General features: G+C 56.3%; 19 protein-coding genes. 9 read left to right on the top strand and 10 right to left on the bottom strand.

The genetic code is table 11. The features are described from left to right. The first annotated feature begins 101 nt into the window (after positions 1–101). The gene (locus SHEW_RS09270; RefSeq protein WP_011865593.1) at positions 102–1,121 is read left to right on the top strand and encodes a GGDEF domain-containing protein; all 1,020 of its coding nucleotides are present in this window, start codon (positions 102–104) and stop codon (positions 1,119–1,121) included. Positions 1,122–1,208: 87 nt separating this feature from the next. Here SHEW_RS09270 and SHEW_RS09265 read toward each other — a convergent pair whose 3' ends face one another. The 3 genes from SHEW_RS09265 to pdsO are packed head-to-tail and all read right to left on the bottom strand — an operon-like array spanning position 1,209 to position 5,134. Further along, entirely contained in the window at positions 1,209–2,009 is an 801-nt protein-coding gene (locus SHEW_RS09265; protein ID WP_011865592.1) for a class GN sortase, read from the bottom strand. Then, positions 2,009–4,339, bottom strand: a complete 2,331-nt coding sequence (locus SHEW_RS09260; RefSeq protein WP_011865591.1) for a marine proteobacterial sortase target protein — start codon at positions 4,337–4,339, stop codon at positions 2,009–2,011. The genes SHEW_RS09265 and SHEW_RS09260 overlap by 1 nt, the downstream gene beginning before the upstream one ends. A gap of 39 nt (positions 4,340–4,378) precedes the next feature. Continuing rightward, positions 4,379–5,134, bottom strand: a complete 756-nt coding sequence (pdsO, locus tag SHEW_RS09255) for a sortase-associated OmpA-like protein PdsO (protein ID WP_011865590.1) — start codon at positions 5,132–5,134, stop codon at positions 4,379–4,381. Between the two features lie 219 nt (positions 5,135–5,353). Here pdsO and pdsR point away from each other — a divergent pair, with 219 nt between their 5' ends. The 3 genes from pdsR (at position 5,354) to SHEW_RS09240 (ending at position 9,511) form a co-directional block, all read left to right on the top strand. Next, entirely contained in the window at positions 5,354–6,046 is a 693-nt protein-coding gene (gene pdsR / locus SHEW_RS09250; RefSeq protein ID WP_011865589.1) for a proteobacterial dedicated sortase system response regulator, read from the top strand. 2 nt (positions 6,047–6,048) lie between these two features. Next, on the top strand, positions 6,049–8,220 hold the full coding sequence (gene pdsS, locus SHEW_RS09245) for a proteobacterial dedicated sortase system histidine kinase (RefSeq protein WP_011865588.1): 2,172 nt from the start codon (positions 6,049–6,051) through the stop codon (positions 8,218–8,220). A 103-nt stretch (positions 8,221–8,323) separates the two neighbouring features. Beyond that, positions 8,324–9,511: a cystathionine beta-lyase gene (locus SHEW_RS09240; RefSeq protein ID WP_011865587.1), complete on the top strand. Its 1,188-nt coding sequence runs from the start codon at positions 8,324–8,326 to the stop codon at positions 9,509–9,511. Between the two features lie 179 nt (positions 9,512–9,690). Here the strand turns inward: SHEW_RS09240 and SHEW_RS09235 are convergent, their stop codons facing one another. Together SHEW_RS09235 and yegD are read right to left on the bottom strand one after the other, a co-directional pair. Continuing rightward, positions 9,691–10,188 (bottom strand): CreA family protein, encoded by a 498-nt coding sequence (locus SHEW_RS09235; RefSeq protein ID WP_011865586.1) that lies wholly within the window; start codon positions 10,186–10,188, stop codon positions 9,691–9,693. Between the two features lie 67 nt (positions 10,189–10,255). Beyond that, positions 10,256–11,641 carry a molecular chaperone gene (gene yegD / locus SHEW_RS09230; RefSeq protein ID WP_011865585.1) on the bottom strand — a complete coding sequence of 462 codons (1,386 nt, stop codon included), beginning with the start codon at positions 11,639–11,641 and terminating at the stop codon, positions 10,256–10,258. 173 nt (positions 11,642–11,814) lie between these two features. Here yegD and SHEW_RS09225 point away from each other — a divergent pair, with 173 nt between their 5' ends. Both SHEW_RS09225 and SHEW_RS09220 read left to right on the top strand, forming a co-directional pair. After that, entirely contained in the window at positions 11,815–13,317 is a 1,503-nt protein-coding gene (locus tag SHEW_RS09225) for an NfeD family protein (RefSeq protein ID WP_011865584.1), read from the top strand. A gap of 9 nt (positions 13,318–13,326) precedes the next feature. Beyond that, positions 13,327–14,130: a slipin family protein gene (locus SHEW_RS09220; protein WP_011865583.1), complete on the top strand. Its 804-nt coding sequence runs from the start codon at positions 13,327–13,329 to the stop codon at positions 14,128–14,130. Here SHEW_RS09220 and SHEW_RS09215 read toward each other — a convergent pair. The 4 genes from SHEW_RS09215 to trhO form a co-directional block, all read right to left on the bottom strand. Next, a complete protein-coding gene (locus SHEW_RS09215; RefSeq protein WP_011865582.1) occupies positions 14,127–15,155 on the bottom strand; it encodes a DUF2955 domain-containing protein in 1,029 nt (342 codons plus the stop codon). The two genes, SHEW_RS09220 and SHEW_RS09215, sit on opposite strands and share 4 nt — an antisense overlap. Positions 15,156–15,164: 9 nt before the next feature. Next, entirely contained in the window at positions 15,165–16,223 is a 1,059-nt protein-coding gene (locus SHEW_RS09210; protein ID WP_011865581.1) for an HlyD family secretion protein, read from the bottom strand. Between the two features lie 5 nt (positions 16,224–16,228). Continuing rightward, the gene (gene slyA, locus SHEW_RS09205) at positions 16,229–16,708 is read right to left on the bottom strand and encodes a transcriptional regulator SlyA (protein WP_011865580.1); all 480 of its coding nucleotides are present in this window, start codon (positions 16,706–16,708) and stop codon (positions 16,229–16,231) included. A 763-nt stretch (positions 16,709–17,471) separates the two neighbouring features. Beyond that, entirely contained in the window at positions 17,472–18,452 is a 981-nt protein-coding gene (trhO, locus tag SHEW_RS09200) for an oxygen-dependent tRNA uridine(34) hydroxylase TrhO (protein WP_011865579.1), read from the bottom strand. A 308-nt stretch (positions 18,453–18,760) separates the two neighbouring features. Between trhO and SHEW_RS09195 the strand changes: the two genes are divergently transcribed. After that, entirely contained in the window at positions 18,761–19,444 is a 684-nt protein-coding gene (locus SHEW_RS09195) for a glutathione S-transferase (protein ID WP_011865578.1), read from the top strand. 65 nt (positions 19,445–19,509) lie between these two features. Here the strand turns inward: SHEW_RS09195 and SHEW_RS09190 are convergent, their stop codons facing one another. Then, complete coding sequence (locus SHEW_RS09190; RefSeq protein WP_011865577.1) at positions 19,510–21,393, bottom strand: choice-of-anchor I family protein; 1,884 nt, start codon at positions 21,391–21,393, stop codon at positions 19,510–19,512. Positions 21,394–21,624: 231 nt separating this feature from the next. Here SHEW_RS09190 and SHEW_RS09185 point away from each other — a divergent pair, with 231 nt between their 5' ends. Next, positions 21,625–22,512 (top strand): class II glutamine amidotransferase, encoded by an 888-nt coding sequence (locus SHEW_RS09185; RefSeq protein WP_011865576.1) that lies wholly within the window; start codon positions 21,625–21,627, stop codon positions 22,510–22,512. A gap of 215 nt (positions 22,513–22,727) precedes the next feature. Further along, positions 22,728–23,951, top strand: coding sequence for a multidrug effflux MFS transporter (locus tag SHEW_RS09180; RefSeq protein ID WP_011865575.1), 1,224 nt, complete (start codon positions 22,728–22,730; stop codon positions 23,949–23,951). Positions 23,952–24,055: the final 104 nt, after the last annotated feature.

Below are 24,055 nucleotides of genomic sequence, written 5' to 3'. Positions count from 1 at the left end.
GACCGCTTAAGGGGCGTCATCTGCCAACGACAAGACATTGCACCACTTAGCGCCCCTTGATCTACTTGGCGCCAACGAGACCACGTTTTTCTGGAGTCGATATGAGCAAAGATTTGCTGCGCGAAGCCGCAATCAATCTCAAGAGAGCCGTCCCCTTGATGTTAAAGCATCAGATCCCGACGACCCCCACCAACTATGCCCTCTGGTACGCCTACGTAGGTCAGCAAAATCCAGAACTCATCACCAAGATGGACAGAATAGTCAATGAGTACAACACCTGTCCGCCGGTCACCGCCGAGCTGCTCTACCGCGAACATATTGCCGATCCCAGCGAGGTCAATGTGCTTAACATGCGCCAGAATCTCGAGGCCATGACCATAGAGCTGTCGCAATCGATCAAGGATACCAATCAGGACGCCACCGTCTTTCAACAGCGGGTGGACAGTAACTTCAATCGCCTCAATCGCATCGAGGAGGAGGGGCTGAGCCTGGAGAAGGTATTGGGGCTGGTGCGGGATCTGGTGAAGGAGTCAGACGATATTCGTCAGAGTACCGAATATTTTACTGGCCGTCTCGACAAGGCCCAGGAAGAGATAGCCGCGCTGAGAGAGGCGCTGAAACGCTCAGAGCAAGACGTCTATCATGACGCCCTCACAGGTGCCCTCAACCGACGCGCCTTCGACCAAGATCTCAAGGGGCTGCTGGCTCAATCTCCCGAAGGTACCTGCCTAATCTTGGCCGATGTGGATCATTTCAAGAGTTTTAACGACACCTATGGCCACCATCTCGGCGACAATGTGTTAAAGGCAGTAGCCAAACGCCTCAACGAATCTTGCCGCGACGGGGTCAAGCTCTACCGCTATGGCGGCGAAGAGTTTGCCTTAATCGTGCCAAACAGCCACCAACGCAAGGCGCGCCATCTGGCCGACGCCATGCGCCGCACACTTGAAAAGATCTCCCTCAAGGACAGACGCAAGAATCAGACGATCGATAAGATCAGCGCCTCGTTTGGGGTGAGCGAGTGGCAGGCGAAAGACACCTTCGAGTCACTCATCGAGCGCACAGACGGCTTTCTCTACGATGCCAAACGCCTGGGCCGAAATCGGGTGATGCCGCTCTGATCCCTATTCGATGAGCACTGATCCCTAATCTATGAGCGCAAATCGCGAATCTGTGAGCGCTAAAGGCTAATCTATGTACGTTAGTCGCTAAGATTGAAGTCGCCCCGATTGCTGACGTAACTGAGGAGACTGATATCCCTGAGGCGACTGATATCCCTGGGGCGACTGATATCCCTGTGGCGACTGAGGTACATTAGATAGCTCAGTTTCCTCAGAGATAGTCGGCGTATCGGGCGATGTGGGCAGACGCGTCGCTACTGCCTCCTCACCCCCATGCTCTCCCTCACTAAGCATGGGCTCGGCGATCACCACGAAGCGCTGACGACTCTGGCCGCCCAGGCTGTCGAAGGGATAACAGGTGACTAAGGTCAGACGCAGCGCATCTTCTTGGGCCAGCAGCGCCGTGTCTTGCTCATCCACCACCTTAGTGCCCAGCACCCGATAACTTATGGTCTCGGCCGAGGCATCCTGCAAAGTGATCACCTGACCCGGATAGATCCCCTCGAGCCTAGCGAAATGAGTGTCCCTGTGACCGGCGATAACCGTGTTGCCCCAATGATTGATCTGATTATCCGCCAGGATGGCGGCGGGTCCGAAGGCCAGATTGCGCCCGGAGGCGCCCGCCAGCACATACAGCGGCGCGCCGCGGCGCCTCCCCTGCTCGTCTGCAAAGTGCAGCTTGGCGATCGGATAGGTATCGGCCCAGCTCCAGGGCTTATGGGCTTTACGATCCGCTAAGGTTCTGTCCCATGCCCGCTCGATCAGGAACTGGGCAAAATGTGCCTTGGCTTGCATATAGCCTCCTTTAAAGATCAGTGTCATTGCCGCCATCAAGGCGGTCAGAAACAAAACATGCCTGAGTCCCAGGCGTCTGCGACGATTCATCATCAGGCCTCCAAGCGTCTGCGCCAAAGCCCGCGCAGACAAGGCAGATAACTCACCCAATAGGCGCCGATCAGCAGCAGCATCATGGCGCCCAGTGCCAAGTAGAGACGACTCTCGGTGGCGGTCTGCGGCCACTGATTTTGCATCGGCATAGGTGCCGGTTTAAACAGTTCCATGGCATCCATAGCCTCGGGGCGTGATGGCGTTCTATCCACAGCCACCAGGCTGGTATAGGGGCTGACCAGGTGATAATCCATCGCCAATCGGGTCACGCTCTCTTTTATCGCCGCCTGATTCTTGGCGTTTTTACTTAGCTGCAGGCTCGCTATCTGATTTCGCGCCCAAATAAGATCTATCCCCCTGGGCTTATCGCCCCCCGTCAAGGCCAGGCGACGTTGCCAGTTCTTGCCATCGAGATCGCCCGAAATGATCAGGGCATCGCTGCGCGATCTCTGTGCGGGCGTGAGTCTCAGTGCCACCATGATCGGCTCATGGGCATAGAGATCGCCTATCTGCACCGGCCAGTAATCGGGAATCGAGCCATCATCTAAGGTCAGGGTTACATCGCTGATCTGCGGCGATTCAATCTTCTCCAACAGCTCACCTATCTTGGCATCCACCTCGCTTATCTTGCCCACATAGGTGTAAGTGCCCCGTCCCGCCCTGGCCGCGCGCTCCATAAAGTAGCCGTTAGGCGCAGCACCTATGCCCACGGTAAACAGCCGCTGGCGGCCGATATTGGCGGCGATCAGCGCAAACAGTGAGGCCTCGTTGCCCACGGCGCCGTCTGTGATAAATACCACCTGCTTCAAACGCTCAGGTTTTACGGCCGATGAGATGGACGACACGCCAGATTCTGGCTGACTCAAGGCCCGCAGCAGCGCCGGGGCCATCTCTGTGCCGCCATCGGCCTCCAGGCTCTGCACGAACAGATTGGCCTTGCCCAAATTGGCCGCAGTGGCTGACAAGGCCACCGGTGACAGGCTGCGCACGCTGCTGTCAAAGGCGATCACATTGAAGGTATCCTGGCTGCCAAGACCGGCTAAGGCGTTTAAGATGGCCGACTTGGCCTGGGCGATCGAATCTCCCGTCATTGAGCCCGAGGTGTCTATCACCAGTGTAAGCTCTCTTGGCAGGCGCACCCTCGCCTTGTCCTGGGGAGGCATCAGCATCACCAGGGCGTAGCTGTCCTTCGCCTCTTTATCACTCGCTTGCGCCTCGGCTGGGTGATTCGCTTCGCTCACCACCTGATCATTGTGAGCCTGTGAAGATGCAAGAGATTCTTCATTCTTGAATTCATGAGTCTTGAACTCATGTGTCTTGCCTAGCTGAGCAAACATCACGGCGCTTGGCTGCTCGGCAAGCAGCGGGCGCCATTTAAGCAGAAAGTCGCGATCGGGTCGCAGGTTGGCTGTGAGATTGAGCCCTATCTTAGTGCCGCCAAGCTGGGTCTGGCGCATCTGATGATAGGGGGTCTCCAGTCGGCTGATGGCCATGCCAGCATCCAGTACCACATCCAGATAGAGCTTCTGCTCGTCACTCTGCGTGCTCTCATTCAGGACGTTAAGTCCTTGTATATCGTTAACTGATGCTTGTTCTAAGTCTGGAACCTGCCCCTTGGGAAAATATCTCGGGGTGATAGCCGTTGGAAAGCGCAGGCTGAACTCGCCATCTTGATAACGCACCTGCTGCTGATAGGCGATCTCCACCACCAGTGCCTCGCCCGGGCCCAGGTTCGCCACCTCTGAGGTGAAGATGTTGGGTCTTTGCTGACTCACCAGGCTGGCCTTCTTGCCGCTGGCCTTGGCCTGTTCGAAGGTTTGCCTCGCCACAGCCTTAGGTTGGATCTCACCGATTATCACCCGCTGGCCGATATGCAGCTTGAGGCTGTCTACCGCCGCATCATGAGGCAGCGGAAATTGATAGCGGCCATTGAGCCAATGCTCGCTGTCGTTCACAAACACCTGCTTTACCGACACCCGGTTGATCCAACCAGAGATGTTCATCTGCACCTGGGTATCCACGGCAAGCGCCGTAGCAGGCAACTCGCTAGTTAGCTGAACGCCATCTAAGCGATACTCGAGCACACCCTGGCCTAAGGTGGGCTCATCGGCGGCGGGCAGATCGAAATGGTGCAGCTGCTCACCATATTTGGCAGCCGTCACATTGACGCCGGCCGGTTGACCCATGCGCCCGAAGGCCGGCGTCGTCGAGCCAATTGCGCTGACGCTGAACACCAAGGCGGCGATCACCAGACGCTGGCGAGAAAAAAGCGCCCCCCTCGGGGGGCAAAGGTCGGTCTGGTTCATCCTGAGACGCGGGCGTGGCAACATCTTACTTCTCCTTTTACGCGTTGCTTTATGGTGCGGGATCTAGTTAGATGCCAGGGCGGTATCGCCAGGCAGCAACTTGATGGTGACGCGGCGATCAAAGAAGTCATTTTCGAAGCTCTGCTCATCCTTCACCGGCGCGCTGGCACCATAGGCCTTGGCATCGAGCCTGGCCTCATCCACGCCTTTAGATACCAGGTAACTTCTCACCTCGGCCACGCGCTGCTCTGACAGGGCCTGGTTGTAACTGCTGTCACCGCGGCGATCGGCGTAACCGGTGAGATCTAATTTCAGCTGCGGCGAGATCGCCATGGCATCGGCCACCTCGTTGAGCTGGCTCTGAAAGTGCGGCTCGACGGTAGATGAGCCCGTCTTAAACTGGACGTTGAGCCCCAGGGCCAGCTCTTCCAAACGGGTGCCCTGATGCTGTCTAAGCTGTGCCAGTTCCACCTTGGCCTCTTGATACTCCTGCTGCACCGTCAGCAGCGCCTCATTTTGCTGCTTGAGCGCCATCATGCGGCTCTCCTGCTCAGCTAACGTGGCCTGCTGCTGTTTGATCTCGCTGTCGTTGGCCACCGTCTGGCCTATCATGCCGCCGGTGAAGGCGCCGATAATGGCCCCCACAGGACCCGCAACCACGGCGCCCAGCACTATTCCAGAGCCCACACCGATAAGCGCCTCTTCATCGGCCGAGCTGTTGTTTGTACTTTGAGTCGCTTGAGTTGCGGGGGCAGCGAAAGCCATTGAGCTGCCAAATAACGAAACACTGATAAATGCGGCAATGATCTGCTTCTTCATGGGAAAATCCTCAAGTTGACATGGATTGGTGAATAAGAACCCTGTGGTTCCTGTCGATGAGGTCATTAAACCTGAGTGAAATGGCAAGTCCGGGGTGCAAAAATGACGATGCGCAGACCAAATGTGGCAAGAAAATGGCTTTTACCCCGGGCCACTTTTCTCCCGGGTATTTTGCTGTATAGTCACACTCCAGAAACCCTAAGCTGTAATGGATGGATCATGAAGCGTATTGCAATAGTGGAAGATGAGGCGGCTATCCGCGAAAACTACAAAGAGGTGCTGCAGCAGCAAGGCTACTTTGTGCAGGCGTACGCCAACCGCCCCAGCGCCATGGAGGCCTTCAACACGCGTCTGCCTGACTTAGCGATCATCGACATCGGCCTAGAAGATGAGATAGATGGCGGCTTTACCCTGTGCCAGTCACTCAGAGCCATGTCGAACACCCTGCCTATCATCTTTCTGACCGCCAGAGACAGTGACTTCGACACCGTCTGCGGCTTGAGACTGGGCGCCGACGACTATCTGAGCAAAGATGTCAGCTTCCCCCATCTGATCGCTCGCCTCGCCGCGCTATTTCGACGCTCGGACATCCAAAATGGCGCCAATCCTCAAGATGGCATGATAGAGCACGGCAACCTGACCATAGATGTCAATCGTATCCAGGTCTACTGGAAACAGCAGCCTATTGAGCTGACGGTCACCGAATTTTGGATGGTACACGCCCTGGCCAAACGCCCAGGCCATGTGCGTAGCCGTCAGGCGCTGATGCAGGACGCCAAGATCTATGTGGATGACAGCACCATCACCTCCCACGTGAAGCGGATCCGTAAGAAATTTATCAGCCAAGACCCAGAATTCGATTGTATCGATACCGTCTACGGCATGGGCTATCGCTGGGATACCCAAGACTAAGCATGTTTAATCTGCCCATCGGCCTGCGCACTAAGGTCGCCGTACTCTCCCTGTTCCTGCTCTGCCTGCCTTGGCTTGGCTATCAATATGTGTGGGAGATGGAGAAATACCTGCGCCACGGCCAGGAAAAGACACTGGAAGGCACCACCCAGGCCTTGGCCACCGCCCTGCATGAACGACCCAAGCTGTTCGACAAGCAGGCGAGCTTCTTGTCACAGGTAAAAAAGGGGCGGGATCTCTACGCCTATCCCTTGACCGGCCCTATCCATCTGGATGGCAAGCTGGGCGAATGGGCCTCAAACCGTCACCGCGCGGTGACCTATGGCGCCGATCACCAGCTGTTTAAGGCCGATGACGGCAAGCCACTCAATATCAGTTTCACCCATATGGTGGGCAAGTATGCCGGCTACCTCTATGGCTATTTCGAGGTGACAGATCCTAAGGTGATCTACCGCGGCACCAACAGCCTGCGCATCGACAACAACGATCACCTGGCCATCGCTACCCTAGCGCCCGACGGCCAGTTTCGCCGTTATATCGTCGCCACCATACGCGACGGCTGGATCAGCGCCTTCGAGCTACCTGCCGATCCCCGTAAGTCCCAGCCTGTCACCCCTGAGGTGCGCATCCAAGGCAAATGGCTGAAGACAGAGAAAGGCTACAATATCGAACTGAGGATGCCGCTGGAGATGGTGGGTAGCAAGCTGGGCTTTGCCATCGTCGATGTTAACGACAGAAAGGCGCGTAACGTCGAGGCGATCGTCGGCACCTCGGCTACGGATGATGTTACCAAGCTGGGGACTGTACTGGTGCCTTCGCCGGAGATTGAGAGCATCATCAAGGGGATGAGCCACAACAGCTCACGGATCTGGGTGGTGGATCGCCACGGCCGGGTACTGGCAAAATCCGGCGATATCTACAGCAGCACCAATGTATGGGCGCAGACGGCAACCGAGCAGACACCAGACACCTTCTGGGGCCGCTTCAAGCAGCAGTTCCTGCACCCGCTCTACTATCGCATTTTGACTACGCCACCGAAGCACTTTGTCGACTCGTTGAAAGACTCTACCGTGCTGGAGGGCAGCCATATCCGCAAGGCCCTGGCCGGTCAGTTTGGCTCCACCTGGCGCCTCAGCCCAGATGGCAAGGCGGTGATCCTGGCCGCCGCCAGCCCCATCTGGATCGACGATACCGTGATGGGCGTGGTGATCGCCGAGGAGACCACCCACGGCATTCGCACCCTGCGCAACAAGGCGCTGGAGAAACTGTTTAACGTGATCCTGACCGTGATGAGCATGGGCACACTAGCGCTCTTCTTCTTCGCCTCCAGCATCTCCAGCCGTATCCGTAAGCTGAGGGACGATGCCGAGCAGGCGATCGACAGCCAGGGGCGGATCAGAAAGGCGATTGTCGGCTCTAAGGTGCGCGACGAAATAGGCGATCTCAGCCGCAGTTTCGCCAGCATAGTCGGCCGACTGAGCCAATATACCCACTATCTGGAGAACATGTCGTCGCGCCTTGGACATGAGCTGCGCACGCCGGTTGCCGTGGTGCGCTCGTCACTCGAGCACCTCAACAGCCAGGATCTGCCGCCGCAACATCAGAAGTATGTAGACCGCGCCCACGAAGGGGTGAGCCGCCTCAACATGATCCTCAACAACATGAGCGAGGCCACCCGTCTCGAAGAGGCGCTAACCGACGCCGAGGTGGACAACTTCCCCCTCTCCAAGGTGATCTCAGGGTGTATGCAGGGCTATCAAATGACCTATGCCAATCAGGTATTTGAGCTAGAGATAGACAAGGAGCCCATGACCATGCGAGGCGTGCCTGAGTATATCGCCCAGCTGATGGACAAGCTGATCGCCAACGCCATCGAGTTCAGCCAGAGCGATACGCCGATTAAGGTGTCACTCAAGGCCAAGGGGCGTCAGGCATTGCTGAGTGTCAGTAACCTGGGGCCTTCGCTGCCCGCCAACATGGGCGAGCAGATCTTCGAGTCCATGGTGTCTGTGCGCGCCCAGAAGGCGCAGGACAAGCCTCACCTGGGTCTCGGCCTCTATATCGCCCGCTTGATCACCGATTTTCACAAGGGCAGCATACGCGCAGAGAACCTGATGCAGGATGGCCAGGCCACCGGCGTGGTTATCCATATCCGTCTACCGCTGGAGGCGTAGTAACCTCCACGCTAAAAGGAAAACCACTCCAATAAATCTCACTTTCATTTAGCCGTATAGATGTTAAGATGGCTGCATTGAGTTGCCAACACGAGAGTATGGGATGAAAAAAGAGACCAAGATAGTCAGCGTCGGCCGCGACAAGAAATGGAGCAAGGGGGTGATCAACCCGCCGGTATTTCGCGCCTCCACAGTGGTGTTCGACACCATAGAGGATATGCGTCATGCCACCAAGAACCGCGCCAATGGCGCGATGTTCTATGGTCGCCGCGGCACCCCAACCCACTTTGCCTTCCAGGCGGCCATCGCCGAACTCGAAGGCGGCGTAGGCACCGCCCTCTACCCTTCAGGTTCGGCGGCCATCTCAGGCGCCCTGCTCTCCTTCCTCAAGGCGGGCGATCATCTGCTGATGGTCGATACCGCCTATGAACCTACTCGGGATCTGTGCGACAAGCTACTCAAGGGCTTCGGCATAGAGACCACTTACTATGATCCCCTCATAGGTGATGGCATAGAGGCGCTTATCCGCCCCAATACCAAGGTACTGTTTCTCGAATCTCCCGGCTCCATCACGCTAGAAGTGCAGGACGTGCCGACCCTGAGCGCCATCGCCCATCGCCACAATCTGGTGGTCATGCTGGATAACACTTGGGCCTCACCCATCAACTGCCGCCCCTTCGAGCTTGGCGTGGATATTTCGATCCAGGCGGCGACCAAATATATCGTCGGTCACTCGGATGTGATGCTGGGAACCGCCACCGCCAACCAGGCTCATTGGGACCAGCTCAGGGAAAATAGCTACCTCATGGGCCAATGCACCTCGGCGGACGATATCTATCTCGCCAGTCGCGGCCTACGCACCCTGGGCGTGCGTATGGCGCAGCATGAGAAGAATGGCCTAGAGGTCGCCAACTTGCTGGCCACACGCCCAGAGGTGGATCATCTGCGCCACCCCGCCTTTGCCTCCTGCCCCGGACATGAGTTCTTCAAACGGGATTTCAGCGCCTCCAACGGCCTCTTCTCCTTCGTGCTCAAACGCGGCAACATCAAGGCGATCACCGCCTTCGTCGAAGGCATGGACCACTTCAAGATGGGCTTCTCCTGGGGTGGCTACGAGAGCCTGATCCTGGGGGTCTTCGGTATCGACAAACTGCGCACCGCCACCCAGTGGGACAGCAGCAAGCCGCTGATCCGCCTGCATGTGGGCCTGGAAAATCCTGAAGATCTCATCAAAGATCTCGAGGCCGGCTTCGCCCGCTACAACGCGGTATTGGATGGCCAGAGCGACTAGCGCCTCACCTGAATAAGGCAGAGGATTCCCATAAAAAAACACCGTCAGATGACGGCGTTTTCTTTGTTTTGATTAGCTGCAGGTTTTTCCGATTCACGTTAATGAGCCGCTGGCGCTCCGTTTGGCGCTGCTTGCAATCAATTTTTTGCCGCTGACTCTCAGCTCTTAGCCGCTGGCGCTCAGTTCTTAGCCGCTGGCTCTCCGTTTTGCGCCGCAGGCGCTTGCCAGGCCTGGGTGCCGTACAGGGGCACGGTCGACAGGCTGTGCTTATGGCTGCCATCTGTCTCCTTGGTGGAGTATGAGAGATAGATCAGCGTCTGGCTGTCGACGTCATAGATGCGTCTCACCTTGAGGGATTTGAACAAGATACTCAGTGAAGCCTTAAACACCACCTCGCCGCCGTGGCTCTTGTCGATATTGGCGAGATCCGCAGGCAAAATCGGCCCTGTCTGACGACAGGCGATCCCCATATCCGACGGATCGGCAAAGTCTAGATTCGCCTCGATACGACTGATATGACAGGTCACGCCGGGGATCTTAGGATCTTGCCTGGCCTCGATAATCACATCCTTGGTGGTAAAGACCCCCAGGCTCACTTTGCCCACATCATCGCCGCAGCCCGCCAGCAGGCTTGTTGCTGCGGCAAACATGATTCCAATCCAAGCTTTCATCTTCATTCCTTGTTACCTTGTTATCTCGTTGCTTTATGGTCTTATTGCCTTGACGGCCTAACACCTTATTGCGTTAGCCAAATACCTTCTGCGCCCAGCGGGTTAGTCCGGCGGTCACACTGCCAAAGTGGTCACCGACCACTATCTCAGTCTCAGGATACATCTGGGCAATCTTCTGGTAAATTGCCGGGCTCTTGGCCGTACCGCCAGTGACATAGATAATATCGGCCTGCGCCTTGTCCGTCGCCTTATCTGTTGCTTTGGCCATTGCCTCAGCCATTAAGGACTGGATCAAGCCCACAGGCTGAGCGATCGCATCGACGAAGCCTTGCTGATCGACTTCGGCAACCAGCGCAGCATCGACATAATCCAGACTCGATTGAGTAGCCGCATTATCTGACAGGGCAATTTTCGCCCCCTCGGCGCTGCGAACCAACCGATAGCCTAGCTGATCCCGTTGCACCTTGAGCAGGCGCGACAGCAGATCCGAGCGCTCGGCATCCTTGATCAGCTCCTCTATCATCTTGCGACTGGTCAGGCTGGCAAAGTCACGCTGCGCGCTGATGTCGTTGACCGCCACCGCATTCCAGAAGGGTTGGCTGGGCACTGGCAGGCCATTGACCATCTGAGACCCCAGCCCAAGGTGGGGCATGAAGGCCTTCATCGCCAGGGCGATATCCAGATCGTTACCGCCGATGCGCTGGCCGCTATGGCCGAGAAAATCCTCGCTGCGATCGGCCTTAGCAATATGAGAGGGCCCCATCTTCACCACAGAGCAGTCTGTGGTGCCGCCGCCCACATCCACCACCAGCACTGTCTTATCCTGGGTCAGGCTAGCTTCGAAATCCATCCCCGCCGCCAAGGGCTCGAACAGGAAACTCACCTCGATGAAACCGGCGCGTTTAGCCGCCAGTGCCAGGATGGCTTCGGCCTGACGATTGCTCTCCTCGCCGCCTATGCCCTGAAAGTTGACCGGACGACCGATCACCGCATGAGTAGCACTTCCCTTAGCCCCCAACTGCTTATCCGCTAAGCTCTTAATATGCATCATCATCAGGGTGACGATATCTTCAAACAGGGCTATCTGATCCGCTCGCAGACCGGTTGCCCCCAGGAAAGACTTGGGCGAGCGCACATAGAAGCCCTCTTCGGGCATCTCAAGATAATGGGCCACTGCCTGCTCACCGACAAACACCGCCTGCTCATCACCGTCGAGATCCAGCGCCTGACGGGCATGGCGGGCGCGGCTCAGCTGCGCCGAGCGCAGCTTGGCATAATCGGCCTTCAATTCACCAGCTAGCTGCTGATAGACGGCCTCGGCAATCAACTCACGGTCGAAGGCATACAGGGTCGATACCAGGTAGTGAGAATCCCCCGCCAGGGGCAGCAGCTGCACCCTTTCGCCTTCCATAATGCCGACGGCGCAATTGGCGCTGCCATAATCGAATCCAACAAACATGCTAAGCGCTCCCGCCCATGAAAAAAGCCGAGAAAAATAACACACTCAGCATAAAAGACAAGCGGCCGACTCAAATACCTACTACCCAAGCGCCTGCAAAAGCGCCCGCCAATGCCGACGCAAATATTGCCCATGGGAAATCGACTAAACTTAAAGGGATATTGGGAGTCGTTATGCACTGCTTAAACCGACGTTCATTGAGTGTTATCCCCTTGCTCTTGCTGCTCTTACTAATAGCGCTGAGCCTGGATAAGAGCGTGTCGGCCGCAGAGGAAAACAGTGAGTCCGCGCAGCAAACCACGCCCCAACCCATTCCCCTGCTGCAATTTAGCGGCGCCATAGGCCCAGCCATAGGCGAATACCTAAGCGAAGAGATAGACCACGCCAATCGCCTGCCGGCTGAGCTACGACCCGAGCTTATCATGATAGTGCTAGATACCCCCGGGGGCCTGGTCACCAGTCTCAGAAGCATCAATCAGGCGATCCTTGCATCCAAGATCCCCATCGCCTGTCTGGTAGCCCCGCCGGGCGCCAGAGCCATGAGCGCCGGCACCTATATGCTCTATGCCTGCCATATAGCCGCCATGGCGCCCGCCACCACACTAGGCGCGGCGACGCCTGTGCAGCTGGGCATGCCCTCCTCCCCCCAGGACTCTGGTTCCGGTTCAGGCTCTGGTTCTGATCCCAAAGAATCTGGCTCACAAGATAAGGCAGCACAAAAAGATGGCGCGGGTCAGTCTACTCCCGAGTCAACGCCAAAGGACAACAAAGATGCCATGGCCCACAAGGTGCTCAACGATGCGGTGGCCTACATTCGCTCCCTGGCTAACCTGAGGGGGCGTAACGTCGAGTTTGCCGAGCGCGCGGTTATCGATGCCGCCACTCTCACCTCAGATGAGGCACTGGCCCAGAATGTGATTGACCTGATAGCGGCCGATCCACAAGAGTTGGTGGCCAAACTCGAAGGCTTTAGCGTGGTGGTGGATGGCAAGGCTAAGCGCCTGTCCCTTGCTGGGGCGAATCTGGCTCCCCGTCAGCAGAGTTGGCGCAATCGCGTCATCGCCACCATAACCGATCCCAACATCGCCTATATCCTGATGTTGATCGGTATCTATGGTCTGCTGCTGGAGTTTTACAGCCCTGGCATAGGCGTTGCCGGTGTCACCGGCGGCATCGCCCTCCTGGTAGCCCTCTACGCCTTTCAGCTGCTGCCGGTCAACTACGCCGGGCTCGGACTTATCCTGCTGGGCATCGCCCTCATCGTCGCCGAGTCCATGGTGCCCAGCTTCGGCATTCTGGGCCTGGGTGGTATCGCGGCCTTCGCCCTGGGCTCGCTGTTTCTTATCGATGCCGAGGGCGGCGATCTCTCCATCTCACTGCCACTCATCGCCGCGGTGACGGTTACCGCGTCGGGCTTCTCTCTCTGGGTGCTCTCCAGCCTGTGGAAGGCGCGCAAGGCTGCCAACGTCAGCGGCGACGATCTGCTCATCGGCGCCAGCGCTCGGGTGGTAAAAGGCTTCGAGAAGTACGGCCTGGTCACCCTGGGCGGCGAGTGTTGGCAGGCCAGATCCGATTCCCAGACCCAGACGGGTGAGACGGTTATCGTACTTGGGCGCGACAAACTTACCCTGATCGTCACCCCAGCGGCGACGCTGCCCGATTCAGACAATCCTTAGGAGGTTGATATGCAAGCCTTAGCCTACAATACCCAGCTGTTCTTCGTCGCCCTCATCTTCCTGCTGGTGTCACTGCTTATCAGCACCTTCAAGATCCTGCGGGAATATGAACGCGGGGTGATCTTCATGCTCGGGCGCTTCTACCGGGTCAAGGGCCCAGGCCTCATCATAGTGATCCCCCTGGTGCAACAGATGGTGCGGGTGGATCTGCGCACCGTGGTGATGGATGTGCCGACTCAGGATGTGATCAGCCGCGACAACGTCTCGGTACAGGTCAATGCCGTGATCTACTTTCGGGTGATAGACGCCCAGAAGGCGATCATCAATGTGGAGGATTTTCTGCAGGCCACCTCCCAGCTGGCGCAGACCACGCTGCGCTCGGTACTCGGGCAACATGAGCTGGACGAGATGCTGGCCAATCGCGATATGCTCAACACCGACATTCAGTCTATCCTCGACAGCCGCACCGACGGCTGGGGGATCAAGGTCTCTAACGTGGAGATAAAGCATGTGGATCTCAACGAGACCATGGTGCGCGCCATCGCCAGACAGGCAGAGGCGGAGCGGATCCGTCGCGCCAAGGTGATCCACGCCTCGGGCGAGATGGAGGCCTCGGCCAAGCTGGTAGAAGCGGCGCAGAACCTGAAAAAATCGCCCAACGCCATCTTACTGCGTTACCTGCAGACCCTGACAGAGATCGCCGGCGAGAAGAACTCGACTATCCTCTTCCCTCTGCCGATGGACCTCCTCAAGGGGGTGCTAAACCGGGTTAGCGACCAGGAGGAGACCCCGGCAAAGAAAACCGAGGACTAATGGCCGAAACGGGTGGCCTCGAAGCGGTTAAGCAGCAGATGCACCAGGTAACAGGCCATCAGGGTCAGCACTATGGCGCCTAAGATGCTCGCGCCGCGATAGAGGCTGCTGTAGATGAGATCGTTTGCGGGCGTCAGGTTTTGTCCATAGAGGGCACCCATGGTGGTCATGGCGCCGAACCCCACGCCAGAGCCCATCGCCTCTGTCACATGAGCCTGACTGAACAGCAGGGTCACCAGCCAGAACAGCGGCAGCAGGAGCACCAGCTCATGGGCCCAGGTATAGAGCAGCAGTTGCATCAAGAGGCCGCAGGTCACCCCGAGTATGGTACCTACGGCGCGGCGTCTGGCATAACCCAGGGCACCGTTCCAGTGCATGGGAAAGAGTAACAACAATGTCGTCGCCTGGGCCGCCAAGGAATCACGCAGATCAAACACCTGAAACACGGCGAAGGAGATGGTGGCGATAGTCGCCCCCATCAGCGCCTCGTGACGCATGCGATGGGGCGCCTTAGGCATGGCTGCCATAGGCGCCCGTGCATCGACGTCGGGAAACAGGTACATCATCAGATAGGCGATAAGCACGGAAAAGCCACAACCCATAAAGTTATTGATCGCCAGCTCTGTCACATCTGTATCCGGGTAACTGGCAAAGTGCAGCATTATGCTCAGGCTAATCACCCCTGTGGCGCCAAACAGAAACAGGCTGCCACGGGACATGCAGGCAAAGCGATAGAGAAACAGCAAAAAAGCGACGATAGACATCACTATCGGGTGCGAGCCCAAATACTCGGCCAGCAGCGCCACCTCTATGATGGCGATGGCGGATGAGGCCATCACTTGCCGCACCACATGCAGCGACATCTTAGGCAAGATCCCCAGCATCAACATGGGCAGAACGGTAAAGAAGACCCCGTAGTTAAATTCCAGCACCTTGCAGCTGAGAAAGCCCAAGGTGGCACCAGTCGCGATACGCAGACACTGGCGCAGATCGTTAGCACTTAAGGGATGATGACGAATTAACACCCTTCGCCCCTAGTAGATGTAATGCAGCAGGCTGATGAACTTGATCTGCACCTTGGCAAACAGCTCATAGATCACATTGCTTGGCTGAAGCTGCACGGTTGCCTTGGCGCCGGCCGGCAGGGTTATGGCCACATCGGGTGCAAGCTCCAGATGAAGACGGAAACGCTGGGCATCTCGCACCCAACGATTTGACTCGGTTGGAGTCGCCAGACGTCCATTGGCATCGAACTGGGCCTGACTCACACCGGCATCGACACTACTGACGCTCGCCTGAAACAGCTCACCCGGGCGACCATCGAAGGCCACCAGCGCGGTCGCACCAGGGGCGATGTGGCGCAGGTTCTTCTCACGAAAATCGGCGATCACATCCACATTATCCAGCAGCAGCGCCATGACGGGCGTCGACTGATTCACCATGTTGCCCGAGGCCAGCTGCACGTTGGTGACCACACCATCGTGTTCGGCGCGGATCTGGGTATAACTCAGGGCCAATGTTGCCTGAGACAGACGATTCTTGGCCTGACGCAGCTTGAGGTTATCCTCACCCGGCAAGCCCCTCAGGGTCTGTACCTTAGCCAGCTGCGCCTTGGCGGCCAGCAACTGTGAGCGACTGGCTTTCACCTCAGTTTGGGCCTGATCGATCATCTGCTGCGACACGCTCTGATTAGCATAGAGTGATTGAATACGTTTGGCCTCACGCTGCTTGAGCGCGTAGGCGATCTCTTTGGCGTTCACCTCGGCGGTCGCGGCGGCAATGGCCGCATCTAACTCGGCGTTATCTTGTCTCGCCTGCTCCAGGGCCAACTCGGCCTGCTCCTGGGCCAGCAAGAAAGGGGTGGCATCCAGGCTAAACAGCAGATCCCCCTGCTGCACCTTCTGGTTATTGGCGACCTGTACCGAGACGACTCGGCCACTCACCTGAGGCGCTACCTGGGTAATGGTGCGCGTCGCCATCGCCTGGGTGGTTAGCGGCATTTTAAGGTCGGCCACCAGGAAATAACCAAACAGCAGAATGAAGCCGATGCTGGCAAACTTAACTAAACGGGCAAATTGCTGATCCGGTGTCATGCTTTCTACTTTTCCTCTTTATCTGTGGCGTCGGGGTGTAATTTCTTTACGGCGTTTTCGCTGATACGGTTGAGCACAAATTCGAACGCCTCGAGCTGCTCTGGGCTGACGCCCTGATAAAGCTCCGCGCGCAGATCGATAATGCGCTGACGGATAAAGGCCAGCAGATCCAGGCCGGCCTGGGTCAGGGAGACGCGCCGCACGCGCTTGTCATGCTCGCAGCAGTGTCGCTCAATAAGGGCCTGCTGCTCCAGCTGACTCAGGGTGCGCATCAAGGACGCCAACTCGATCTCGAGGGCCTCGGCCAGATCTTTCTGACTGGTCTGCTGGCCCATGCGATAGAGCTTCCAAAGCACACTCCAGCGGCTATGGGTCAAGCCCAATGGGGCAAGCTCGGCATCGGCGACCATGCGCCATAGTCTTGCGAGCCTGGCGACTCGCTCAGCATTGGACGATTCGGCCCAATCTCGATTTTCTGCTGTCATCTTGATCCTCTTTGCTGGGTAGCGACACCCGTCAAATTACTTAGCATGCTAAGCATTATATTTATTTAGCAGGCTAAGTAAATAGCGAAATGAAAATAAATTACATCCAGGATCTGTATCGCATGGCGACCTTTACCACTAAGAAATTTGAAAATAATGACTTAGGTGAGTTTTGGGTTATGCGTACAAACAGAAAATGAGAGGTTGAGAAACCGAGGATAAAAGGTAGGAACTTAATATAAATAATTAAAATTTATAAATTATAGCGGATTTCATGGGATTTTTTTCTAGAAGAAGATACAGACTCTGGGTTAACGGAAAAGGACCAGTTTGCTGTTAGCCGTCTGCACCTAACACGTCTCCACACTTTACCCCGCACAACACACTTTGCCCCGCACAATATGCCCCTCATAAGTAGGAGGTTCAGGGCAATTAGATCAAATGCAGCAACTGACTTCTCTTCTGCTCACCAGAAATAGGTCGACCAAACGCAACCAATAAAGGATGCAGTCAATCAGGAAATGGGCAATCAGCATGCAGCCAATAAAAAAGCGAGCATTGCATAACACAACACTCGCCTTTGCTTCTTACTCTGAATACATTGGCTCAGACTCTAAAAACTGAAAGGCTATCTACATCCTCGCCAATACTGCTCATCAAGCAGACAGGTCGCCCGATGCAACTCATCTCTAGCAGCCCTTTAAGTATAGAAGCTGTTCTGGCTTATCGCCCAGCAAATGGTGCAGATATCAGAGCCGACCAGTTAACCTTCCTGATGCTGGCGCTGTTTGCGCTCGACCTTGTCCTGACGGCGCGCCTCAATCACTTGCTTCACATCGCTGCCGATATGGCTCTCGCCGCGTGACTTGGCCAGTTGCACCTGACGCTCACGCTCGACGAAACGCTTGCGCTGCTTGTCAGACAACTTGTCTATGCAGTGTGGGCAGCTTACGCCCTGCACATAATGCTCGCTTTGTTTGTCTTCTTCGGTAATAGGCAGACGACAGGCATTACACTGGTCGTACTGTCCCTTTTCCAGCTGATGGTTGACCGACACGCGATTGTCGAACACGAAACACTCGCCTTCCCAGAGACTCTCCTCGGGCTTAACCTCTTCCAGATACTTAAGCACGCCGCCTTCTAAGTGATACACCTCATCGAACCCCTGCTCTTTGAGGTAGGCGGTGGATTTCTCGCAGCGAATGCCGCCGGTGCAGAACATGGCAACCTTCTTGTGTTGCTTAGGATCCAGATTCTGCTTCACATAGTCGGGAAACTCTCTGAAGGTCTGGGTCTTAGGGTCGACCGCATTCTTGAAGGTGCCTATGTTGACCTCATAGTCGTTACGGGTGTCAATCAGCAGCACCTCGGGATCTGAGATCAGCTTGTTCCAGTCCTTAGGCTTCACATAGGTGCCCACCACCTTACGGGGATCTATGCCTTCGACCCCCATGGTGACTATCTCTTTCTTCAGCTTGACCTTAGTACGATAGAATGGCATCTCATCGTCAAAAGACAGCTTGTAGACGATATTATCCAGCCCTGGCTGGGCGTCTAACCAGGCCAGCAGACTATCGATCCCCGCCTGACTGCCGGCGACCGTACCGTTGATCCCTTCGCTGGCCAGCAGCAAAGTGCCCTTGATCTCTAAAGATTCCATCTCCTTCAGCAACGGCTGCTGCAGGGCTTCGAAGGCCGGCAGGGAGACAAACTTATATAACGCACATACTACAAACTGAGACATATCAACCTCTTAAACTGCTCGCTGAGGCTTAATCCCCAGTGCATGGATAGACGCGCTCACAAACTAAGAATAAACCCAAGCATGAAGCTGAGACTAAACCCAAGTATCAACTTAAGGATGCCATAAGTGACATGGCGCGCAAAATGGAGGCGAATTCTACCTAAATCACAGTTAAACAAACAGGCAGAAAAAGTAAGGGTATTTTATTACCCTTTGCGCGGTCGCCTGCTCAATAAGACTAAACGCCATTCGGGGTTGCGATTTGGCGCAAAGCCATGAAGAATAGCGCCAGCAATCAAGGAGACCCCATGGCCTACCCCACATTATATTCGTTTCGTCGCTGCCCCTATGCCATGCGCGCCCGTCTGGGCCTCTTTCTCGCTGGCCAGGAGGTGGAACTCAGAGAAATAATTCTCAAACATAAGCCCGAGCCCATGTTAGCGGCCAGCCCCAAGGGCACTGTGCCAGTATTGATCTTAGAAGATGGCAACGTCATCGATGAGAGCCTGTCGATCATGCTGTGGGCGCTCGGTAAGAAGGCCAAAGAGGGAGATCAGAAGGGAGATGAGAAGACAGAAGCGCTGCTCCTCAGCCATGAGCCTGACCTGCAACATGCCGCCATGGCGCTGATCGCTGAAAACGACAATGAATTTAAGCCCTGGCTGGATAAGTATAAGTACGCCGATCGCCACCCAGAGCAGACACAAGAAGACTATCGCGCCCAGGGCGAGCACTTTATCGCCAGGCTGGAAGCCAGGCTGAACGAACATGCCCAGCTGATGGCAGACGTTACAACCCTCGCCGACTATGCCATCTTCCCCTTCGTACGCCAGTTTGCTCACGTGGATAGTACCTGGTGGCAACACGCCCCCTACCCTAAGGTGCGCGCCTGGCTCACCAATCATATCGATAGCCCAGTCTTTACCGCCATCATGAAGAAATACCCAACCTGGCTCGACAGTGGTGAGAGCTTTTCCCTGCTAGAAAACTAACCGGGAGCATACAAAAAAGGCGCCCTCAGGCGCCTTTTTCCTTCCCTATCTGTCTATGCTGAATTTCACTGCAGCGACAACTGATACACGCTGGTGCTGCCACTCACCTCGTTGCCTATGATCAGCAGCGGCTTACCGTTGGGGCTGTCGGCCGCTGCCACAAAGCTCATCCCTTCTGGGCCGAGATCCCCCGCCACCTCAGGCGAACCTGTGATGTCGCTACCATCGATCTCGAAGCCAACCTCGAAGTCACGATTGACCACATAGTCGACAAACTTCACCGCAAACGGGTTGGTGATCTCATAGATCATGAAACCAGAGGTGCGCTCCAGGCCGATGAAGGCGTAGCGCTTACCCTCAATCTCGCCAATCGCCAGCGCCTCGGGCTCGGCGCCCTTATCGTCGCTGCGGCTGTCGCCCTTATTCTCTTCGTTATTGTTGTTGAAGTTCATCCCCAGCAGTGCTGCCGTGATGCGGGAGAAATCGCTGCCGCTGTCAAACACCTGCTGACCGTTTTGATCCCAGATAGAGAATGAGCGACCGCCGTAGGCCACTATCTTGTCAAAGTCGCCGTCACCATCTTCATCTCCCATTGAGGTCGTCACCTTAAGGCGCGCCAGCTGAGTCTTGTCCTGGGCCGCGGCAAACTGCGGATGGTTAGCATCGAGTGTGAGGTCACCGGCGCGAGCCTCTTCGGAGAAGCCGCCATAGTCGCGAGAGTCCCCCTCGTTGGCCGTTACCACAAAGTCGCTGCCATGCCACTGGTAGCTGGCAATCGTATCGGGCTGATACAAGCCAACCACGCCCGGATAGGCTTGAATATTGACCCTATCATCCTTGTCGCTGGCATCGATCGCGTTCTTCCCTAAACCAAAATCCTTAAAGCCCAGGGGCCAGATGGCCTTGACCGCTTTGCTTGGAATATCGATCACCGCGATGGCGTTGTTTTCCTGCAGGCTGACATAGGCGAGCTTATTGTCTGGCGATACGCTGATATATTCAGGCTCCAAGTCTTGTGCGCGGCTGGCACCCGGGCCGTTGATCTTGATGTCGCTCGACAGCTCGGCTTCACGCGCGCCGCCCAGATTAAAGTCGCTGAAATCCAGTAAGGTCGCGCTAGTGGCTGGTATACCATCGGTCACGGCTATGATGGCCACCGTGCCCAGCGGATCGACGCTGTAGTCATCGCTCGGCTCACCTTCACCGGCCACCAATACTTGCTTGCCATCATGGCTGAATACGACATTGTCTGGCAATGCACCGACCTCGACACCATGGATAAGGCTGGCTTCACCGGCGCTATCGATGCGATAGAAGGCAACATAGCCCATCCCCTGCTTGCTGTTACCCGCCTCATCGCCGCGCTCTATGGCCACCGCCAGCAGATCGCCATTTATGGCCAGGCTGTTGACGCCGCCAAGACGCTGCAGAGCGAGATCTTGCGCCACATCCAGCACTGCCAGCTTAGGCAGGTTGTTGAGCACCAGGGCATCACTGCCTGCTGCCGGGCTGGCGGCTAAGTTGGCCGCATCGACGATATCCACCTTGCCGCTCTGGGCGTTCACCACGAAGATACGTTTGCTCGCCACATGAAAACCGACGATCTCGGCGGCGCTCTGTCCATAGACGCCAGACTCATAACGCCCCACCAGCTCGGCACTTAGCCCAGACACCGTCTCACGGCAAAGGTATTGGGTCTGCTCGGCGTTAACTTCATCGCTGTCCAGCACGCCATTGCCATTGAGATCCAGGCCTGTCTGTATCATCTGTCCACCGAGTGGACACTCAAGGTCGCCCGCAGGCAGCTGGGTAAATGCAACCAGGCTACTCGCACCGTTTGTGCCATTGCTACCATTTGCACCATCTTTGCCTTCATCGCCGCTGCAGGCCGTCAGACCCAAAGTTGTCATGACCACAGCTATCGCCGTTTTTTTCATCTTGTTATTCATTGCTTAATCCTTTTGCTTGCCCTGAGTACGCCTAAGTAAGAACCGCCAAAAGGCGGATAAATAGTCTATAAATTGCGCTAAGCTAAGGCGGAGATAAGACGAATTCATGACGTGAAGGTGACAGTTTAACGACAGGCAAGGGGAAAATTGCCTTAGGGCGTAAATTTCCCTTTGTCGCCCGCACGATTCGCGCTAAATTTTGAGTCGGTATGATTTCGGATAGATGAGTCCATGTGCAGATTTTTAACCTATAGCGGCCCCAAGGCGCTGATGTCCCCCCTGATCTTTAAGGCCTCCAACTCGCTGGTGATGCAGAGCAAATACGCCCAGAAACGTAAGGTGCCCACCAACGCCGACGGCTTTGGCCTGGGCTGGTATCCCACCCAGGATGACCCTATCCCGGCGACCTTCGTCAACGTGGATCCCGCCTGGAGTAACCGTAACCTCAAGATGATCGCCGAGAAGGTAGAGACCCAGCATTATTTTGCCCACGTGCGCGATGCCTCCAAGGGGATGCCGGTCAGTCAGGCCAACTGCCACCCCTTCTCCTGCATGCATTACCTGTGGATGCACAACGGCCGCCTGGATCAATTCGATAAGTTTCGTCGTCAGCTGCTCAATCAGCTCTCGGATCGCGCCTTTGCCTTGATCAAGGGCAACACGGACTCTGAATATGCCTTCGCCCTCTTCATGGACAAGCTGGAATTTGCCGAGCAGGCCAGTCTGAGTCAGCTGGAAAACGCGATGGAGGCGACCATCGCCTGCATCATGCGCCTAAGAAGCGCCGCAGGCGCCGACACTAACGCCTTCATCAACTTTGCGGTCACTGATGGTAAACACACAGTAGTCACACGTTTCGCCACGCTTGAGGGCGTCAAACCCGCCTCCCTCTTCTTCGGTCGCGGCAAGGTTAACGAATGCCAGGAGGGGATCGAATTTATCCCCCACACGGAAGCCGTTCAGGACGGTGAGCAGGCCTGCATCATCATCTGCTCGGAGCCGCCAACGGATCAGAGCGAGCACTGGACCAAGGTGGAGCGCAACCACATGGTGAGCGCCATAGGCAACGAGCGGGTGAGTCAGCGCAAGCTGGACCTGCCATTTCAGTCCGAGCTTTAACCCAAATTAGATGACTCGCTAGCGGGCCTAGCCTGCCTAGCCTGCCTAGCAAGGTTTTGTTACAAATCGGCTCGCCTTGCATTAGCCTAAGCGCAATAAAGCATTGGCCAAGGCGAGGCGAGATCCCGTACAATCGTTCTTCTCCCAGATAACATCCCCATCACCTGTTATCACCCCCACAAATTGTCTTTTAAATTCGGTCACAAGAGGTATGAGTGAACAAAGCGTCGATCCCGTCATCTGAGCTTAGCCAACCCCAGGGCATCCCCAATCTGGCCCTATTGATCCCCATGTTATCGGCCATCGTCGCCATCACGCCGCTGGCGATCGACATGTACCTGCCGGCCATGTCGACCCTGGCCAGCAGCTTCAACTCCAGCGTCACCACTGTGCAGCAGTCCCTCAGTCTCTATCTGGCGGGCTATGCCCTTGGCATGCTCACCTTCGGCCCCATCGCCGACCGCATCGGCCGCCGCCCGCTAGTGCTGCTTGGTTTAACCGGCTTTGGTTTGATCAGCCTGGCACTGGCCTTCGTCACTAGCGTGGAGGTATTTCTGGGGCTGAGATTTCTGCAGGCCTTCATCGGCGCCGCCGCCACAGTGGTGGTGCCCGGCTACATCAAGGAGGTCTATGGCAAGAACACCGCCAAGGGGATGTCCTATGTCAGCCTGATCATGATGCTGGCGCCGCTCATCGCCCCCACTATGGGCAGTCTGATCCTCGAGCTGGGCGAGTGGCACCTTATCTTCTTCATCTTGGCCTGTTACGCCAGTTTGCTGCTCGTTTTGGTTCTTACCAAGCTAAGAATGCCAAGCGACGCGCAAACAAGCGGCCGCAGTCAGCGCTCCTTCTTCGGCGCCTACGCTGTGGTGTTTACCAAGCCTGGCGTTAAGCTGCATATCGCCAGCGGCGTGATGACCTCGTTTGCCTTCTTCTGCTACCTCACCGCCTCGCCGTTCGTCTACATGGAGGTGTTTGGTCTGGATAAGAGCTTGTTTGCCATCCTCTTTAGTACCAATGTCGGCGCCCTGATGCTGGCCAACGTGATCAACAGCCGCATCGTAGTCAAGTATGGCTCTCGCCGCATGCTAAAAGTGGCAACCCTGCTGGCGGCCGTCGCCGGTATCGGCTTATTAAGCGTTAACCTATTTGGCCTTAGCTATCACTTTACCGTGGCGGCGCTCATCCCCTTCATGGGTTTCCTGGGCGTAATGTCGGTTAATGCCGACGCCATAGTGCTGATGAAGTTTCAGCAAGAAACCGGCACCGCGACGGCGGTGATCGGCACCCTGAGATTTGGCTTTGGCGCCCTGGCCGGCCCTCTGTTGGCGCTCTTCTACACAGGGACGGCGGTGCCCTTCTCGGCGCTTATGTTAGGCGCCGTACTGCTGGTTGGCCTATGCCAGTTCCTTGCGCATTCACAGCAAAGGCAGGGCTAACGGTGCTGATACGTCAATTACCGTATTAACTCGCCACGATTACGTTAGATTCACCATCAAGCTAGCCATTAGCTTGAACTCTAAGATAACCGCTGCCCGATGAC

It is taken from the genome of Shewanella loihica PV-4 (genome assembly GCF_000016065.1).
Taxonomy (GTDB): Bacteria; Pseudomonadota; Gammaproteobacteria; order Enterobacterales; family Shewanellaceae; genus Shewanella; species Shewanella loihica.
The sequence above is the reverse complement of the archived record's forward strand: the minus strand, read 5'-3'. Positions and strand labels throughout refer to the sequence as shown.